Origin of the sequence: Streptomyces sp. NPDC047079, from assembly GCF_040643755.1 — a bacterium.
Classification (GTDB): domain Bacteria; phylum Actinomycetota; class Actinomycetes; order Streptomycetales; family Streptomycetaceae; genus Streptomyces.
Genome location: NZ_JBEYUZ010000008.1, coordinates 55800 through 74373, shown reverse-complemented (window position 1 = coordinate 74373; position 18574 = coordinate 55800). Strand labels below are relative to the sequence as shown.

At 71.9% G+C, this 18574-nt stretch carries 13 protein-coding genes; 11 read left to right on the top strand and 2 right to left on the bottom strand.

Going from position 1 to position 18574, the window contains the following annotated elements:
• Positions 1-41: 41 nt before the first annotated feature.
• Positions 42-4211 (bottom strand): bifunctional nitrate reductase/sulfite reductase flavoprotein subunit alpha, encoded by a 4170-nt coding sequence (locus ABZ823_RS13690; protein WP_361658361.1) that lies wholly within the window; start codon positions 4209-4211, stop codon positions 42-44.
• Positions 4212-4437: 226 nt separating this feature from the next.
• Between ABZ823_RS13690 and ABZ823_RS13685 the strand changes: the two genes are divergently transcribed.
• From ABZ823_RS13685 to ABZ823_RS13640, 10 genes are all read left to right on the top strand, one after another.
• Positions 4438-4854, top strand: a complete 417-nt coding sequence (locus tag ABZ823_RS13685; RefSeq protein WP_361658721.1) for a cell division protein SepF — start codon at positions 4438-4440, stop codon at positions 4852-4854.
• Positions 4855-5046: 192 nt separating this feature from the next.
• Positions 5047-6216, top strand: coding sequence for an ATP-binding protein (locus tag ABZ823_RS13680; RefSeq protein ID WP_361658358.1), 1170 nt, complete (start codon positions 5047-5049; stop codon positions 6214-6216).
• A gap of 200 nt (positions 6217-6416) precedes the next feature.
• Positions 6417-6734 (top strand): nucleotide pyrophosphohydrolase, encoded by a 318-nt coding sequence (locus tag ABZ823_RS13675; RefSeq protein ID WP_361658355.1) that lies wholly within the window; start codon positions 6417-6419, stop codon positions 6732-6734.
• A gap of 229 nt (positions 6735-6963) precedes the next feature.
• Positions 6964-7440 carry a DUF6099 family protein gene (locus ABZ823_RS13670; RefSeq protein WP_361658719.1) on the top strand — a complete coding sequence of 159 codons (477 nt, stop codon included), beginning with the start codon at positions 6964-6966 and terminating at the stop codon, positions 7438-7440.
• 126 nt (positions 7441-7566) lie between these two features.
• Positions 7567-8490, top strand: a complete 924-nt coding sequence (locus tag ABZ823_RS13665; protein ID WP_361658352.1) for an LLM class F420-dependent oxidoreductase — start codon at positions 7567-7569, stop codon at positions 8488-8490.
• A gap of 314 nt (positions 8491-8804) precedes the next feature.
• Entirely contained in the window at positions 8805-10265 is a 1461-nt protein-coding gene (locus ABZ823_RS13660) for a 3' terminal RNA ribose 2'-O-methyltransferase Hen1 (protein ID WP_361658349.1), read from the top strand.
• The gene (locus ABZ823_RS13655; protein ID WP_361658346.1) at positions 10262-12835 is read left to right on the top strand and encodes a polynucleotide kinase-phosphatase; all 2574 of its coding nucleotides are present in this window, start codon (positions 10262-10264) and stop codon (positions 12833-12835) included. The genes ABZ823_RS13660 and ABZ823_RS13655 overlap by 4 nt, the downstream gene beginning before the upstream one ends.
• Before the next feature lie 247 nt (positions 12836-13082).
• Positions 13083-14306: an arginine deiminase gene (locus ABZ823_RS13650; protein ID WP_361658343.1), complete on the top strand. Its 1224-nt coding sequence runs from the start codon at positions 13083-13085 to the stop codon at positions 14304-14306.
• Between the two features lie 112 nt (positions 14307-14418).
• Positions 14419-15426, top strand: coding sequence for an ornithine carbamoyltransferase (argF, locus tag ABZ823_RS13645; protein WP_361658341.1), 1008 nt, complete (start codon positions 14419-14421; stop codon positions 15424-15426).
• A 183-nt stretch (positions 15427-15609) separates the two neighbouring features.
• Positions 15610-17064, top strand: a complete 1455-nt coding sequence (locus ABZ823_RS13640; RefSeq protein ID WP_361658338.1) for an amino acid permease — start codon at positions 15610-15612, stop codon at positions 17062-17064.
• On the opposite strand, the gene ABZ823_RS13635 is transcribed toward ABZ823_RS13640, so the two are convergent.
• Positions 17024-17473, bottom strand: a complete 450-nt coding sequence (locus tag ABZ823_RS13635; protein ID WP_361658335.1) for an ATP-binding protein — start codon at positions 17471-17473, stop codon at positions 17024-17026. The two genes, ABZ823_RS13640 and ABZ823_RS13635, sit on opposite strands and share 41 nt — an antisense overlap.
• A 273-nt stretch (positions 17474-17746) precedes the next feature.
• Between ABZ823_RS13635 and ABZ823_RS13630 the strand changes: the two genes are divergently transcribed.
• Complete coding sequence (locus ABZ823_RS13630; protein ID WP_361658332.1) at positions 17747-18574, top strand: enoyl-CoA hydratase family protein; 828 nt, start codon at positions 17747-17749, stop codon at positions 18572-18574.

Genomic DNA, 18574 nt, shown 5'->3' with positions numbered 1-18574 from the left:
TGTACGGGGGTGTACCGACCGGGTGCATAGGCGCTCCCCGGTCAGTAGATGTCGCGCACATAGCGCTTCTCGGCGGCCAGCTGTTTCACATACGAGGCCGCCTCCGGTTCGCTCAGTCCGCCGTGCACGACCGCGATGTCCCGCAGTGCCCGGTCGACGTCCTTGGCCATACGGGAGGCGTCTCCGCAGACGTACAGGCGGGCGCCGTCCTGCAGCCAGTGCCACAGCTCCAGGCCGTGCTCGCGCATCCGGTCCTGCACGTAGACCTTGGCCCGCTGGTCGCGGGAGAAGGCGGTGTCGAGCCGGGTGAGGACGCCCTCCCGGCCAAGCGCCGCCAGCTCGTCCTCGTAGTAGAAGTCCGTGGCACGGTGCTGCTCGCCGAAGAACAGCCAGTTCGGTGCCTTGTGCCCCAGTTCGCGGCGTTCTTCGAGGAAACCGAGGAAGGGTGCGATTCCGGTTCCCGGTCCCACCATCACCATCGGTGTCGAGCCGTCGGCCGGGGGCCGGAAGTGCGGGGAGCGCTGTACGAAGACCGGTACCGCGGTACCGGGCTCGGCGTCCGCGAGGAAGCCGCCGCAGACCCCCGCCCGCCGCCGCCCGCCCAGCCCCTCGTAGCGGATCACGGACACCGTCAGCGACACCCGGTGCGGATCGACGAGCGGGCTCGACGAGATCGAGTACAGCCGGGGGCGCAGCCGCTTGAGCGCCCCGGTCCACTCCTCGGCCGTCGCCTTCACCGCGTGCTCGGCCACCACGTCGACCGCCTGCCGGCCCCAGGACCAGCGCGCCAGCCCGTCCTTGTTTTCGGGCCGCAGCAGCTGCCGCAGCTCCCGGTCGTCACGGGTGCGTTCGGCGACGAAGCGCAGGAGGTCCGGGGTGATCCGGGTGATGTCGAGATGCCGCAGCAGGAGATCGGTGAAGGGAATCGTGCCGCCCCCCGCGGCCTCGACCGCCGTGGAGCCGTCGATTCCCGTCACCTCCAGCCATTCCTGAACAAGCGCGGGGGAGTTGACAGGGTGCACCCCGAGCGCGTCCCCCGTCTCGAACGTCAGGTCCGTCCCGCTCGTGTCGAAGGTGAACCGTCGCACCTCCTTGCCCGCACCGGGCCTGCTGAGCGGCCGGTTGCCGAGGAGACGGGCGGTGGCCGGGGCGGACTTCCCGGCCCGGGGCGCGGTGGCGGCCGGCTCGCTCGTGCCGGGGGTCGCCTGGCCCGGGGTTCTCGCGCCGGGCGCGGGCCGGGCCGGTGAATGTGTACCGGGCGCCTTCGGGTCCTGTGCCGAGGGCGTGCCGCCGAGGGCCTCGAGGACTTCCTCGAGCCAGGCCCCCGCCGACGGCTCGTAGTCCGGTTCGCAGTCCGTGCGCGGCGCGAGGCGCACCCCGCCCAGCTCGTGCAGGCGCGCGTCCAGCCGGCGCCCGTGCCCGCAGAAGTCGTCGTACGACGAGTCCCCGAAGGCGAGCACGGCGTACCGCACGCCGTCGAGCCGGGGTGCCTCGCCGCCGGAGAGGTCGTGCCAGAAGCCGGAGCCGTTGTCGGGGGCATCCCCGTCACCGAACGTGCTGGTGATCAGCAACAGATCGGCGTCGCGCGGGAGATGACGCGCATCGGTCTCGTCCATGCCGACCAGGGTGGCCCGGTGCCCGGTCGCGGTGAGCCGTCGCACGGCGGCGGCCGCGAACTCCTCCGCGTTCCCCGTCTGCGAGGCCCACAGCACGACGACCTCACGACCGGCCGGCTCCGCGGGCGACCTCCCGGTCCCGGACCTGGAGTACAGGCCGGCGAGGAGGCCGTTGACCCACACGGCGTGCTCGGCGCTGAGGGGCGCGTCCGGAGGCAGCACCGGCACGCCCGGCGCGCCGGAACCGAGGCCCGCGAGGAAGCCGGTCAGATACCGGCGCTCACGGGCGGTGAGGACCGGAGGCGGTGAGGGGACGAAGCCGAGGGGGGCACCCGCCGGTGCGGCCGGGGGCGGGGCTGTGGGGAGCGAGCCGGCCGTGGGCGAGGCGGTGCCCGGTGCCAGGGCGTGGGCGTGGGCGTGGGCGGGAGCCTTTCCGTCGCGCTCCACTGCGGGCGGTTCCGTCACCTTCGTCAGCGCCACCGCGCACACCTTGAACTCCGGCTGGAACGACACCGGGTCCACCGCGTCGCTGGTCACCGCGTTGACGCTCAGATACTCGCCGAACAGGTCGTTCCAGTGGAACGGAGCGAAACAGCACCCCGGCCGCACCCGGTCCGTCACCACCGCCGGCAGTACGGCCCGCCCGCGCCGCGAGGCGACCTCGAGCCGGTCGCCGTCCACGACCCCGAGCCGTGCGGCGTCCTCGGGATGCACCTCCACGAACGGACCGGGATTGAGCCTGTTGAGCCTGGCGACCTTCCCGGTCTTCGTCAGCGTGTGCCACTGGTGCGGCACCCGCCCGGTGTTGAGCAGGAACGGGAAGTCGTCGTCCGGGAGCTCGGCGGGCGGCAGGTGCGGCCGTGCGTGGAACACCGCCCGCCCGCTCGGCGTCGGAAAGGACAGCCCGCCCTCGACGTACCGGACGGGATTGCGGGCCGGGCCGTCCTCCCGCGCGGCAGGCCACTGCACGGGCCCGGAGCGCAGCCGCCCGTACGTGACCCCGCGCAGATCCCAGCCGGTCTTCGGGTTCCACGCCCGCTTGATCTCCTCGAAGACCTCCTCGGCGCTGTCGTACGAGAACCCGTCCGCGTATCCCATCTCCCGTGCGACGGCCGCGATCAGCCGCCAGTCGGCCGTCGCCTCACCCGGCGGGTCGACCGCCGGCCGGGCGAGCGTCAGCCCACGCTCGCTGTTGACGAGGACGCCCTCCGTCTCGGTCCACAGCGCGCCGGGCAGGACCACATCGGCGTACGCATTGGTCTCGGTCTCGGCGAACGCGTCCTGTACGACGACGAACTCGGCGGCCTCCAGCCCCTCGATGACGGTCTTCCGGTTGGCCACCGACGCCACGGGGTTGGTGCACATGATCCAGCAGGCCCTGATGTCTCCCTCGGCCATCTTCCGGAACATCTCGACGGTCCCGGTCCCGACCCCGTCCGCGCGGAGGGTGCCGGACGGCACCCCCCACAACTCCTCGACGAACGCCCGCTCCTCGGCCACGAGGACGGACCGCTGACCGGGCAAGCCCGGCCCCATGTATCCCATTTCGCGCCCGCCCATGGCATTGGGCTGCCCGGTGAGCGAGAACGGGCCGCTGCCCGGGCGGCAGATCGCCCCGGTGGCGAGGTGCAGATTGACGAGCGCGTTGGTGTTCCAGGTCCCGTGCGTGGACTGGTTGAGCCCCATGGTCCAGCAACTCGTCCACTCCTTCGCCTCGCCGATGAGCCGCGCCGCCTCCCGGATGTCATCCTCGGCCAGACCCGTGATCTTCGCGACGGCCTCGGGCGCGTAGTCGGCGAGGAAGCCGGGCATCGCCTCCCAGCCCTCGGTGTGCCGGGCGATGAAGTCGGCGGCCGTGCGGCCGTTCTCGTGCAGCAGGTGCAGCAACCCGTTGAGCAGGGCCAGATCAGTCCCGGGCCGGATCTGGAGGAACAGGTCCGCCTTCGCCGCGGTCGCGGTGCGCCGGGGATCGACCACGATCAGCTTGGCACCCGCCTTGACCCGGTCCATCAGCCGCAGGAAGAGGATCGGATGGCAGTCCGCCATGTTCGAGCCGATGACCAGGAAGACGTCCGCCTTGTCCAGATCGTCGTACGAGCCCGGCGGCCCGTCGGCACCCAGCGACAGCTTGTAGCCCGCGCCCGCGCTCGCCATGCACAGCCGCGAGTTGGACTCGATGCGGTTGGTCCTCACGAAGCCCTTGGCGAGTTTGTTCGCCAGATATTGCGCCTCCAGGCTGAGCTGCCCGGACACATAGAACGCGACCGCGTCCGGACCGTGCGCGTCCACGATCTCCCGCAGCCGGCGCGCGGTCGCGCGGACGGCCGAGTCGACGGACGCGGGCGACGCCTCCGCACCGCGGTCGGCTCGGACGAGTGCCGTGGTCAGCCGCCCGGGGGCGGCCAGCAGATCCGCGGTCGTCGCGCCCTTGGTGCACAGCCGCCCGCGGTTGGCGGGGTGCTCCTTGTCGCCGGAGGCCTTGACGACGCGGCAGCGGCCGTCGGCACCGGTCGCGACGTCGAGCACGATCCCGCAGCCGACGCCGCAGTACGAGCAGACGGTCCGTATACGCCGCGTTCCGGGACTGGTGGTCATGACGACGACCGTAGGAACCGGCCGTTACGCGGATGTCACACCCCTCGATCTTGAGGGGTTACGGGCGCTGCACAGGGGGCGCTCGGCCGGTGTGAGGGGGCGCGAGGGCGGTACCCGGGGAGTGCGATGTGGCCAAGGTGACAGCAGTGGCGGTCGGGGGCGTCGCGGTCCGTGTCGCTGTTGGGCCGAACGGGTGACCATGCGCAAGAATTGACCGATGCAGACGATGAGTGCGAGCCAGCGGGGAGGGCCGGTGAACAGCCACGATGTCACCGACGAACAGTGGGAAGGGCTCGCTCAGGTCGTTCCGCTGCGTGGCCGGGACGCCTGGCCGTCGGCGGTCGGCCACCGGTCCATACCGGAGGCGGAGACCGAGGCGCGCCGCCGTTTCGTGGTCCTGCGGGTCAATGTGTTCGCGGACGCCCGGGAGGTGGCCGAGACGCTGATGGCTGGGGTGCCCGTGCTGCTCGACCTCACGGGTGCGGAGGCCGACGTCGCCAAACGGGTGCTGGACTTCAGCACGGGTGTCGTCTTCGGCCTGGCCAGCGGGATGCACCGGGTCGACCGCAACGTCTTCCTCCTGACCCCGCCCGGGACCGAGGTGCGGGGCCTGATGGAGGGGGCGGGGGTTCCCGGCGTCTGAGCCCCGGAGCGCGGAGTCCGAGCGGGGGACCGCCCCCGGGCGTGCGGGGCTTCGGTTCGTGTGGCCGATGGCTTCGGTTGGTGCGGGCCGATGGATTCGGTCGTCGCCGTGTGGCCAGCTCGGTCGCCCGATCGTAGGAAGGGCGCGAGGGCAAAACGGTTCGGCTGGGACGGGCCCCCTACGGTGCCGGACATGACCGCCCCACCCGCGTTGTCCCTGCCGGACCGCCCCGGTATCAGCGATCCGCGTCCGGACCGCCCCTGCCTCACCGAACTTCGGCTTTCCGCGTTCGCCGGGCACCGGCGGGCCGCCTTCGCGCTGGGCCCGTTGACGCTCTTCGCCGGCCCCAGCGGCTCGGGCAAGTCCCGTGCGCTACAGGCGTACGAGGCGCTGGCGCGGCTCGGTGGCGGAGCCGAGCTGAGGGAGGCGTTCCCGGCCCCGGCGTCCTGTGTGCCCGAGCGGGCGCGGCCCGACGCCCAGCGGCGGCGGGGCTTCCGCATCGGTTGCACGGCCGACGGCCCCGAGGGGCCCGTCCGGCTCGACCTCGCGGTCCAGGCCGAACCCGCGTTGCGTATCGTCGGCGAGCGGCTGACCTCCGGCGGGCTGGTGCTGCTGGAGACGGCCCTGCGCGATCCCGGCCGGGCGACGGTGCAGGCGGCCTGGCACACGGCGGGCTCCTCACCGGTCACCCGGGCCCCGCTCCCGGACGACCGCCTCGGCACCGCGCTGCTGCCGCTGCGCGTGGCGGGCAGGACCGACGGCCAGCGACGGGTGCTCGCCGCGGCGGAGCAGATGGTGGTCGCCCTGCGCTCGGTCTTCGCCTGCGACCCTCGGCCCCGGCGGATGCGCGCCCCCGTCCCGCCGGGCGCGGGCCGGCTGCTGCCGGGTTGCGACAACCTCGCCGACGTGCTGTGGCGTACGCGTGCGGAGTGCGCCAGGCGGCACGCGCTGCTGACCTCGGCGGTCGGGGCCGGGTGCGCGGGGCGGGTCGTGGATCTGCTGGCCGAGCCGCTCGCCGACGGAAGGATCCGCGCACTGCTGGACCGGGGCGAGGGGCTGCGGACACCGCTGGAGCTTCTGGGCGACGGCGAACTGCGCTATGTGGCCCTGGCGCTGGTACTCCTCACCGGTCCGGGCGTCCTCGATGTCGACCCGGTGAGGGAGGTGCCGGAGGCGATGCAGACCCTCACGGTGCTGGCGGACGGCCTCGACCGCTGTCTGGACCCCAGGCAGACTCGGGAACTGCTCCGGCTGGCGGCACGAATGTGCCAACGGGGCCATATCCGCCTGGTGGGCACGGTGAGAGAGGCACCCCCGGCGACGGAGGTGGACGGGGTGACGGTGGTAGACCTGAACCCGTGACACCAGAGCCTGAGCCCGCGCCACCGGAACGGAAGCCTGCGCTGCCGGAACGGGATCCCGCGCCGCCGGAACGGGATCCTGCGCCGCCGGAGCGGGGCCCTGCGACCCCGGAACCCGAACCCGCGCCCGGGGAACCCGAGTCCGCGACCGCGGAGTCCGAGCCCGTAGCACCGGAACCCGGTGCACGTGAGGGCCTCGACGTGGCGCGGCTTCAGCGCCGCCTCGCCGACTTCGCCGCGGCGCGCAACTGGCAGCCCTACCACACGCCCAAGAACCTGGCGGCCGCGCTGAGCGTCGAGGCATCCGAACTCGTGGAGATCTTCCAGTGGTTGACACCGGAGGAGTCCGCGCGGGTGATGGACGACCCCGCGACCGCCCATCGGGTGAGGGACGAGGTCGCGGACGTGCTCGCGTATCTGCTCCAGCTGTGCGAGGTGCTCGGCATCGACGCGCTGGCGGCGCTCGACGCGAAGATCGACCGCAACGAGGAGAGGTTCCCGGCGCCCGGAGCCGACTGAGACGGAAGCCCACCCCGGCGCGGTGGACGGCGCCTGGCCTCCGTCCCCGGGCCACGAACACCCTGGTATGTCACTCTCCGGAGTCACCGAGTTGTCCCCACCCCGCAGGTTGTCCACAGATTTCGGTCCAGCTCTGGCTTTTCGTCCCTCCAACCTTCACTCTGGGTAGTGGACAACGGAGTTCGGGCTGGATGTGCGAGAGCACGTCGGACAGAGCGGGGGGCAGCGCATGGACGCGGTGCGGCTCATCGTGACGAGCAGGTGCGCCCTGGCGGGGAGCGAGGGCGGGCCGAAGATCATGGCGGAGGCGTGGCAGGCCTACGCACTGGCGCAGGCGATCGGCAGTCGCCTGGCGGTCTCGGGCCCTCCCGAACTACGCGGGGAGGCACTGGGACTGACGGAGCTGGCGGGCAGAGGCTGCGGTGTCCTGGACACCCCCTCCATCGACGTGGCCGACCTGCGGGCCGCCCAGCTCACGGATCTCGGTGACGCCCGCAAGGCCCTCCTCGACCTGGGCACCCTCCTCACGGAGCTCGGCATGGCCCTCGTCGCGGCCGCGAGCGCGGCGGACGACGAGGGCACGTACTGGCAGTGCATGGAGGCCATTGACGCGGCCGACGAGTCCAGGGACCGGGTCAGGGAGATGCTGCGCAGACTGGCGGCGAGGGACGGCGAGATACGGGAGCGGTACAGAACGGCGGGTTGAGCACCCCCTCCACGCCCCGGCCGGGAGCGCCTGGCCGACGGCACCGCGGATTTCACCCGACCGAGCCGGCCGGAGACCGGCGGGAGTGCCGGCGCCGCCCGGCGTCCGAGCGTGCAGGATGGAGGCATGGATCTTCGCATCTTCACCGAGCCCCAGCAGGGGGCGACCTACGACACCCTTCTCTCCGTCGCCAAGGCCACCGAGGAGCTGGGCTTCGACGCTTTCTTCCGTTCCGACCACTATCTGAAGATGGGCGCCGCGGACGGCCTTCCCGGCCCCACCGACGCCTGGATCACCCTCGCCGGCCTCGCCCGCGAGACCAAGCGCATCCGCCTCGGCACGCTGATGACCGCCGCCACCTTCCGCCTCCCCGGTGTCCTCGCCATCCAGGTCGCGCAGGTCGACCAGATGTCCGGGGGCCGTGTCGAACTGGGTCTGGGAGCGGGCTGGTTCGAGGAGGAGCACAAGGCGTACGGCATTCCGTTCCCCAAGGAGAAGTTCGCCCGCCTCGAGGAGCAGCTGGCGATCGTCACGGGGCTGTGGGCGACCGAGCCCGGCAAGACCTTCACCTTCCACGGGAAGTACTACGACCTGACCGACTCGCCCGCCCTGCCCAAGCCCGCCCAGTCCAAGGTCCCGGTGCTCATCGGCGGCCACGGCGCGACACGCACCCCGCGGCTGGCCGCGCGCTACGCCGACGAGTTCAACATCCCGTTCGCGTCGATCGAGGACAGCGAGCGCCAGTTCGGCCGGGTCCGTGCGGCCGCCGAGGAGGCCGGGCGCGGCGCTGACGCGCTGACGTATTCGAACGCGCTCGTGGCCTGTGTCGGCAAGGACGACCAGGAGGTGGCCCGCCGCGCCGCCGCGATCGGCCGTGAGGTCGACGAGCTGAAGGCCAACGGCCTGGCGGGCACCCCGGCCGAGGTCGTCGACAAGATCGGCCGGTATCAGGAGATCGGCTCCAGCCGTATCTACCTCCAGATCCTCGACCTGAACGACCTGGACCACCTGGAGCTGATCTCCTCGCGGGTCCAGTCCCAGCTGGGGTGACCCTTCAGGGGCCGCCGGGGCCCTCCGTGCGTCGCCGCGCGGAGGGCCCCGACACCCCTGTGAGCGGAACCGTGGCCTCCGTCATGGCCCCGCCGCTCACGTCCCCCCGCGGGTGACGGTCCGGCCCGGCGCCGCGCCCGTGACGGTCTCACCGGGCCTGGACCTGGGGACGACCGGAAGACTGGGGGTGAGCGCGTGGCGGAAGGCGCAGCGATGAGAGACAGGCCCCGGGGGAGCGCAGGATCCCCGGCAGCCCGGGCGTGCTGGTGGAAATCGGGTGGTCGCGGGTGCCCCGGTGCCGGAAGACTCGGGACATGTTCCTGACGATCAGTACCACCGGCACGCCCGAACGCCCGGCGACCGACCTGGGTTTCCTGCTGCACAAGCACCCGGGGAAGGCGCAGGCGTTCTCCATCTCCTACGGCACCGCGCACGTCCTCTACCCCGAGGCGGACGCCGAGCGCTGCACGGCGGCGCTGCTGCTGGAGGTCGACGCGGTGGCACTGGTCCGGCGAGGCAAGGGCAAGGGCCGGGGCGGCGCACCCGACGCGGCCCTCGCGCAGTACGTCAACGACCGCCCCTACGCGGCATCCTCCCTGCTCGCCGTGGCGCTGAGCAGCGTGTTCTCGAGCGCGATGCGGGGCGTGTGCACGGCCCGGCCCGAACGCGCCGGGCAGCCACTGCCCCTGCGGATCGAGATACCCGCCCTGCCCGCCCGGGGCGGCCCCGACCTCGTACGGCGTCTCTTCACGCCGCTCGGCTGGAGGGTCACCGCCGAACCGGTGGCGCTGGACGCCGAGTTCCCGGAGTGGGGGGACTCGCGGTATGTGCGCCTGGTCCTGGAGTCGGAGGCACTGACCCTGGCAGGGGCCCTGCGCCACCTGTACGTTCTGCTCCCGGTCCTGGACGACGCCAAGCACTACTGGGTCTCCGCCGACGAGGTCGACAAGTTGCTGCGGGCGGGCGAGGGCTGGCTGCCCGGCCACCCGGAGCAGAAGCTGATCACCAGCCGGTATCTGTCGCGCCGCTGGTCGCTGACGCGGCAGGCGATGGAGCGGCTGGAACTGGTGCGGCTCGCGGAGAGCGACGACAGCGACGTCGAGGAGATCGACAACGCGGTGGATGCCGAGACGGAGAGCGAGGAGAAGCCGACCCCGCTCGCCGTGCGGCGCAGGGAAGCGATCATCGCCGCGCTCGAGGAGTCCGGCGCCACCCGCGTCCTCGACCTGGGCTGCGGCCAGGGCCAGTTGGTACAGGCACTGCTGAAGGACGCGCGGTTCACGGAAATCGTGGGTGTGGACGTGTCGGCGCGGGCGCTCGCCATCGCCGCCCGGCGCCTGAGACTGGACCGCATGGGGGAGCGGCAGGCGTCGCGCGTGCAGCTCTTCCAGGGCTCGCTCGCGTACACCGACCGCCGTCTGAAGGGCTACGACGCCGCCGTGCTCAGCGAGGTCGTCGAGCACGTCGACCCGCCGCGGCTGTCCGCCGTGGAGCACGCGGTGTTCGGCGCGGCCCGCCCCCGGACGGTCCTCGTGACGACCCCGAACGTCGAGTACAACGTCCGCTGGGACAGCCTGCCGGCCGGGCACGTCCGCCATGGCGACCATCGCTTCGAGTGGACGCGGCGGGAGTTCCGGGCCTGGGCGGACGCGGTGGCCGGACGGCACGGCTACGGCGTGCGGTTCGTACCCGTGGGACCCGACGACCCGGAGGTGGGCCCGCCCACCCAGATGGCCGTGTTCACGCTGGCCGCGAAGGAGGAGAGGGCCGCATGACCACCACCCGTACCACAGGGCGCACCCTGCCCGTGACCGACCTCTCCCTCGTGGTCCTGATCGGTGCGTCCGGCTCGGGCAAGTCCACCTTCGCCCGCAGGCACTTCAAGCCGACCGAGGTCATCTCGTCGGACTTCTGCCGCGGACTGGTCGCCGACGACGAGAACGACCAGAGCGCGAGCCGTGACGCCTTCGACGTACTGCACTACATCGCGGGTAAGCGCCTCGCCGCGGGACGCCGCACCGTGGTCGACGCCACCAGTGTGCAGCAGGAGAGCCGCCGCCAGTTGATCGAGCTGGCCCGGCAGTACGACGTGCTGCCGATCGCGATCGTGCTCGACGTGCCGGAGGAGGTGTGCGCCGAGCGCAACGCGGCCCGCTCCGACCGGGCGGACATGCCGCGCCGCGTCATCCAGCGCCACACCCGAGAACTGCGCCGGTCCCTGAGGCACCTGGAGCGGGAGGGCTTCCGCAAGGTGCATGTGCTGCGGGGTGTGGAGGAGGTCGAGACCGCGACGGTCGTCACCGAGAAGCGCTTCAACGACCTGACCCACCTCACCGGCCCCTTCGACATCATCGGCGACGTCCACGGCTGTGCGTCCGAGCTGGAGTCGCTGCTGGACAAGCTGGGATACGTCGACGGCGCGCACCCGGAGGGCCGGACCGCCGTCTTCGTGGGCGACCTGGTCGACCGCGGCCCGGACAGCCCGGGTGTGCTGCGCCGGGTGATGTCGATGGTGGCGTCCGGCAACGCGCTGTGCGTGCCCGGCAACCACGAGAACAAGTTCGGGCGCCATCTGCGCGGCCGCAAGGTCCAGCACACGCACGGACTCGCCGAGACGATCGCGCAGATGGAGGGCGAGAGCGAGGAGTTCCGGCAGCAGGTACGGGAGTTCATCGACGGACTGGTCAGCCACTACGTCCTCGACGGGGGGCGGCTGGTGGTGTGCCATGCCGGTCTGCCGGAGAAGTACCACGGCCGCACCTCCGGCCGGGTCCGCTCGCACGCGCTGTACGGCGACACCACGGGCGAGACCGACGAGTTCGGCCTGCCGGTGCGCTATCCGTGGGCCGAGGAATACCGGGGCCGGGCGGCCGTGGTGTACGGACACACGCCGGTCCCCGAGGCCACCTGGCTGAACAACACGATCTGTCTGGACACCGGTGCCGTCTTCGGCGGCAGGCTGACCGCGCTGCGCTGGCCGGAGCGGCAGTTGGTCGACGTGCCGGCCGAGCGGGTCTGGTACGAGCCGTCCCGGCCGCTGCGCACGGAGGCGCCGGGCGGGCACGACGGCCGGCCGCTGGACCTCGCCGATGTCCACGGCCGTAGGGTCGTCCAGACCCGGCACGCTGGCCGGGTCTCGGTCCGCGAGGAGAACGCCGCGGCGGCCCTGGAGGTCATGAGCCGCTTCGCGGTGGACCCGAGGCTGCTGCCGTATCTGCCCCCGACGATGGCACCGACCGCGACCAGCCACGTCGAGGGCTACCTGGAGCACCCGGAGGAGGCCTTCGCTCAGTACCGGGAGGACGGGGTCGCGAGGGTCGTGTGCGAGGAGAAGCACATGGGCTCGCGGGCCGTGGCCCTGGTGTGCCGGGACGCCGGGACGGCACGGAAGCGTTTCGGGGTCGGGGACACCTCCGGCTCGGTCGGGGGCGGGGAAGGCCCCACCGGGTCGCTGTACACCCGCACCGGGCGGCCGTTCTTCGACGACGCCGCGGTCACCGAGGAGATCCTCGGCCGACTGCGCTCCACGATCGGCGAGGCGGGCCTGTGGGAGGAACTGGAGACCGACTGGCTGCTGCTCGACGCCGAGCTGATGCCGTGGTCGCTGAAGGCTTCGGGGCTGCTGCGCTCGCAGTACGCGGCGGTGGGCGCGGCGTCCGGGGCGGCGTTCCCGGGGGCGCTGGCCGCGCTGGAGGGCGCGGCGGCGCGGGGCGTGGAGGTGACGGACCTGCTGGCGCGCCAGCGCGCGCGGGCCGCGGACGCGGCGGCGTTCACGGCGGCGTACCGACGTTACTGCTGGACCACGGAGGGACTCGAGGGCGTCCGCCTGGCCCCGTTCCAGCTCCTGGCGGTCCAGGGCCGCAGTCTCGCGGCGCTGCCGCAGGACGAGCAACTGGCGCTGCTCGACCGGCTGGTCGAGCACGACGGAAGCGGGCTGCTCCAGACGACCCGCCGGCTGTACGTCGACACCGGCGACCCCGAGTCGGTGCGTGCCGGGATCGACTGGTGGCTGGAGATGACCGGGCGCGGCGGGGAGGGCATGGTCGTCAAGCCGGTCGAGGCGGTGGTGCGGAGCGCGGCCGGACGCCTGGTGCAGCCGGGCATCAAGTGCCGCGGCCGTGAGTACCTCCGGATCATCTACGGTCCCGAGTACACGCGCCCGGAGAACCTCGCGCGGCTCCGCGGCCGGTTCCTGAACCACAAGCGCTCTCTCGCGCTGCGCGAGTACGCCCTCGGCCTGGAGGCCCTGGACCGTCTCGCCGAGGGCGAGCCGCTGTGGCGGGTCCACGAGGCGGTCTTCGGAGTGCTGGCCCTGGAGTCGGAACCGGTGGACCCGCGTCTGTGAAGGAGCCGTACTCCCCGGGTCGGGCGTCCTCGCGGACGTGTCACGCCCGGGGAGTACGCAGCGAGACCGGGCTCGCCCAGGCCACAGCGGCGGCGCTGGGTGTCCGTGACGAGGTGTATTTCTCGCCACATCTCGCCATAGGGGGCGGTGATCGGCACGACTGCTTATCGTCAAATAGACGGAATCAAATGGCCCGGTTCGCGGGGAACGAAGGGTGAACACGCGCCCGAATGGTCAGGATGGAGGCATGGGATTCCATGTCGACTCCGAGGCCGGGCGGCTGCGTCGCGTCATCCTCCACCGGCCGGATCTCGAGCTGAAAAGGCTCACCCCCAGCAACAAGGACGCGCTCCTCTTCGACGACGTGCTGTGGGTGCGCCGGGCGCGCGCCGAGCACGACGGGTTCGCCGATGTGCTGCGAGACCGCGGGGTCGAGGTCCATCTCTTCGGCGATCTGCTCACCGAGGTCCTGGAGATCCCGGCCGCCCGCACCCTTGTCCTGGACCGTGTCTTCCACGAGAAGGAGTACGGCCCGCTCGCCACCGATCATCTGCGCGCAGCCTTCGAGGCCCTGCCCGCCGCGGAGCTCGCCGAGGCCCTCGTCGGCGGCATGACCAAACGCGAGTTCCTGGAGGCCCACCCGGAGCCGACCTCCGTGCGGTTCCATGTCATGGAGCTCGACGACTTCCTCCTGCGTCCCCTCCCCAATCACCTCTTCACCCGCGACACCTCCGCCTGGATCTACGACGGTGTCTCCATCAACGCCATGCGCTGGCCCGCCCGGCAGCGCGAGACGGTCCACTTCGAGGCGATCTACCGGCACCATCCGCTGTTCCGTGACGAGCCCTTCAACCTCTGGTCGGAGGGGCAGTCCGACTACCCCTCCACCATCGAGGGCGGTGACGTGCTGGTCATCGGCCGTGGCGCCGTCCTCATCGGCATGAGCGAACGGACCACGCCCCAGGCCGTCGAGATGCTCGCGACGAAGCTCTTCGCCGCGGGGTCGGCGCGGTCCATCGTGGCGCTCGACATGCCCAAGCGGCGCGCCCTCATGCACCTCGACACCGTGATGACCATGGTGGACGCGGACACCTTCACCCAGTACGCGGGGCTCGGGATGCTCCGCTCCTACACCATCGAGCCGGGGGCGGGGGACAAGGAGCTGAAGGTCACCGACCATCCGCCGGAGCACATGCACCGGGCCATCGCCGCGTCGCTGGGGCTCAGTGAGATCCGGGTGCTCACTCCCACGCAGGACGTGCACGCGGCCGAGCGGGAGCAGTGGGACGACGGGTGCAACGTCCTCGCCGTCGAGCCGGGGGTCGTCATCGCCTACGAGCGGAACTCCACCACCAACACCCATCTGCGCAAACAGGGGATCGAAGTGATCGAGATCCCGGGCAGCGAGCTGGGCAGGGGCCGGGGCGGGCCCCGGTGCATGAGCTGCCCGGTGGAGAGGGACCCCGTCTGAGGGTGCCGCGAGCGCCGGGGCGGGCGGGGGTTCGTATAGAAATGTAAGACGTCGTATACACTTCCATTCGTCCCCTTGTTCGTCCTGCCTCGCGTATCCCTGGAGTGCCCCCATGGCGACAGTCCCGACCGCCCTCGCCGGACGTCACTTCCTCAAGGAGCTGGACTTCACCGCCGAGGAGTTCCGTTCCCTGGTCGAGCTGGCGGCCGAGCTCAAGGCGGCCAAGAAGGCCGGGACCGAGACGCGGCATCTGACCGGCAGGAACATCGCCCTGATCTTCGAGAAGACCTCGACCCGCACGCGCTGCGCCTTCGAGGTCGCGGCCGCCGACCAGGGCGCCCACACCACCTACCTGGACCCGGTCGGCTCGCAGATCGGGCACAAGGAGTCCGTCAAGGACACCGCCCGTGTGCTCGGCCGGATGTTCGACGCCATCGAGTACCGGGGGAGCGGGCAGAGCGTGGTCGAGGAGCTGGCCGCACACGCCGGGGTCCCCGTCTACAACGGCCTCACCGACGAGTGGCACCCCACTCAGATGCTCGCCGACGTGCTGACCATGACCGAGCACTGCGCCAAGCCGCTGACCGGCATCGCCTTCGCCTACCTCGGCGACGCCCGCAACAACATGGGCAACTCCTACCTCGTCACCGGCGCCCTGCTCGGCATGGACGTCCGTATCGTCGCCCCCCGGTCGCTGTGGCCCGAGGACACGGTCGTCGAGACGGCGAAGGGGCTCTCCACCGCCTCCGGCGCCCGGATCACGCTCACCGAGGACGTGAAGGACGGTGTGCGCGGCGCCGACTTCGTCGCCACCGACGTATGGGTGTCCATGGGCGAGCCCAAGGAGGTCTGGGACGAGCGCATCGCGCTGCTCGGCCCGTACGCCGTGACCATGGACGTGCTGCGCGCCACCGGCAACGACGACGTGAGGTTCCTGCACTGTCTGCCCGCCTTCCACGACCTCGGCACGGCCGTGGGCCGCGAGATCCACCAGCGGCACGGGCTGACCGAGCTGGAGGTCACCGACGAGGTGTTCGAGTCCCCGCACTCCCTCGTCTTCGACGAGGCGGAGAACCGGATGCACACGATCAAGGCCATCCTGGTCGCCACCCTCGCCTGACCGGGCGTGCCCGCCACCACAGCGGAGCCCGGCACCCTTCCCGTACGATCCTCGACGGTCCCGGAACCACCCCTTCCGGCGATCGCCTCGCGACCTCCCCCACGCGCTCGGCAGCCTCTCGGCTCCTCCCGGGCAGGGGACACCCCCCGGTCGACCCGCACCACTGAAAAGAGCGCCACCTTCATGCCCGGCAGACCCGCCAACCCCTTCCGCATCAAGTCACCCGAACTGCTCGTCGCCGAGGCCGGCGCCGATCTCGCGGGTCATGGCCTCAAGCGCCATATGGGCCTGTTCCAGCTCCTCTGCTTCGGCGTCGGAGCGATCGTCGGCACCGGCATCTTCGTCGGACTGTCCGACTCGGTCGCCCAGGCCGGGCCCGCGGTCGTGGTCTCCTTCGTGCTCGCCGCCCTCACCTGCGTCTTCACCGCCTTCGCGTTCGCCGAGCTGGGCGGCGCCATCCCGGTCTCCGGGTCCTCGTACTCCTTCGCCTACGCGGGTCTCGGCGAGGGCACGGCCTTCCTCGTCGGCTGGTGTCTGCTGCTGGAGTACGGCGTGTCCGTCTCGGCCGTCGCGGTCGGCTGGAGCCAGTACGTGAACGAGCTGCTGACCAGCCTCACCGGGTGGCAGCTTCCCTCGGCGCTCTCCGGCGGGCCGGGCGACGGCGGGGTGATCAACCTGCCCGCCGTCATCGTGATCGCGCTGGCCTCCGTGCTCCTGGTGCGCGGTGTTCGCGAGAGCGCCCGCGCCACCGCCGCCATGGCGGTCCTCAAGCTCGCCATCCTCGTCGCCTTCTGCGCCATCGGATTCACCGCCTTCAAGCACGGCAACCTGACCCCGTTCGCGCCCGCCGGGCTCGGCGGCATCGGCGCCGGCACCACGGCCGCGTTCTTCTCGTACATCGGCTTCGACGCGATCACCACCACCGGCGAGGAGGCCAAGAACCCCCGCCGGAACATCCCCCTCGCGATCCTCGTCTGCCTCGGCCTGGTCACGCTGCTGTACTGCGCGGTCGCGCTCGCCGCGATCGGCGCCATCGGCGGGCCCGCGGTCGGTGGCCGGCCCGCCGCGCTGTCGTACGTCGTCAACCAGGTCACCGGCTCCACGATCGGCGGCGCCGTGATCGCCTTCGGTGCCGTGGTCGCCATCGCCTCGGTCGTGCTCGCGGTGATGTACGGCCAGACCCGCATCCTGATGTCGATGTCCCGCGACGGGCTCGTCCCGCGCGTCTTCGAGCGGGTCTCGCCGAAGACCGCGACCCCCGTCACCGGCACCCTGATCGTGGCTGCCGTCTTCGCCGTCCCGGCGGCCTTCTCCTCGCTGGACGCGGTCGTCAACCTGTGCACCATCGGCACCCTCGCCATCATGGCCGTGGTCAATGTCGCGGTGATCGCCCTGCGCCGCCGCGAACCCGGCCTGGCCCGCTCCTTCCGCGTCCCGCTGTATCCCGTGGTGCCGCTGCTCGGCGTCGGTTTCTGCCTCTATCTGATGTATGAGACCGGCTGGACGACCTGGGCGCAGTTCGCGGCGTTCCTGGCGGCCGGCTGCCTCGTCTACGCGCTCTACGGCCGCCGCCACTCCCGGCTCGTGGCGGCGCCCGTCACCGAGGACGCCGCTGTCGCGGAACCGCAGACAGTCTGAACCACACCGCCTTGCCGGACGCGGTGGGGCGGTGGCCGCAGGACGAGCTGAGGCTCCGGATCAGCAGCAGGCCACGCCCGTGCTCCTGCCAGGGGTCGGCGTGCGTGACGGCGGGGCGGGTCAGATCGCCGGGCGGCGCCGGGTCGGGGTCGTGCACCTCGACCGTGCAGCCGGTCGGCATCAGCTCTACGACCAGCTCGATCGGCCCGTCGCCCGCCGCGTGCTCCACGGCGTTCGCGACCAGTTCCGCGGTGAGCAGTTCCGCGGTGTCGCTGTCCGCCGCGTGCTCCAGCTCCGCCAGCGCCGTACGGACCAGTGCGCGCGCGACCGGCACGGCCGCGGCGGTGTGCGGCAGCGCGACGCGCCAGGAGGCGGGAGCGGGGGGTTCGTACAAGGCGGGTCCGTTCATGGCGCAGGCGGTCCTGCTTTCAACACGAGGCATGCATGGTACGGCGCGCCCCGCAGGGGGCTGTCGGCGGGTTTCGCCCGGGCCCCGTGTCCCCCGCACCGGGCTGCGTACCGCACGACGCCGGCCACAGGGCATCCGGCACCCGCCCCGCCCCGGCCACGTATCGCGCACTCGTGACGACAGTCACGGATCAGTGATAACTTCGTCACAGAGCAGCAGTCGTCACAGAGCAGCAGTGAGACAGCCGCCCCCCGACCGAGGAGGCCGCACGTCATGAGTCCCTTCACCGGCTCCGCCGCCCGCACCTCCGACTGGCGTCACCTCAGGTGTGACCTGGCCGACGGTGTGGCCACGGTCACGCTGGCCCGCCCCGAGAAGCTCAACGCGCTCACCTTCGGCGCCTACGCCGACCTGCGTGACCTGCTCGCCCAGCTCTCCCGGGAACGGTCCGTCCGAGCCCTGGTGCTGGCCGGCGAGGGGCGCGGCTTCTGCTCGGGCGGCGACGTCGACGACATCATCGGCGCCACCCTCTCCATGGACACCGCCCAGCTGCTCGACTTCAACCGCATGACCGGGCAGGTCGTCCGGGCCGTGCGGGAGTGCCCCTTCCCCGTGATCGCCGCCGTGCACGGGGTGGCCGCGGGCGCGGGCGCGGTGCTCGCGCTCGCCGCGGACTTCCGCGTGGCGGACCCCTCCGCGCGTTTCGCGTTCCTCTTCACCAGGGTCGGGCTGTCCGGCGGCGACATGGGTGCCGCCTATCTGCTGCCGAGGGTCGTCGGACTCGGGCACGCCACCCGGCTGCTCATGCTCGGGGAGCCGGTACGGGCCCCCGAGGCCGAACGGATCGGGCTGATCAGCGAGATGACCGAGGAGGGCCGCGCCGACGAGGCCGCGAAGGCACTGGCCCGCCGGCTCGCCGACGGCCCGGCACTCGCGTACGCGCAGACGAAGGCGCTGCTGACGGCCGAGCTGGACATGCCGCTCGCCGCGTCCGTCGAACTGGACGCCTCGACCCAGGCCCTGCTGATGAACGGCGCGGACTACGCGGAGTTCCACGCCGCGTTCACGGAGAAACGGCCCCCGAAATGGCAGGGGAGGTAG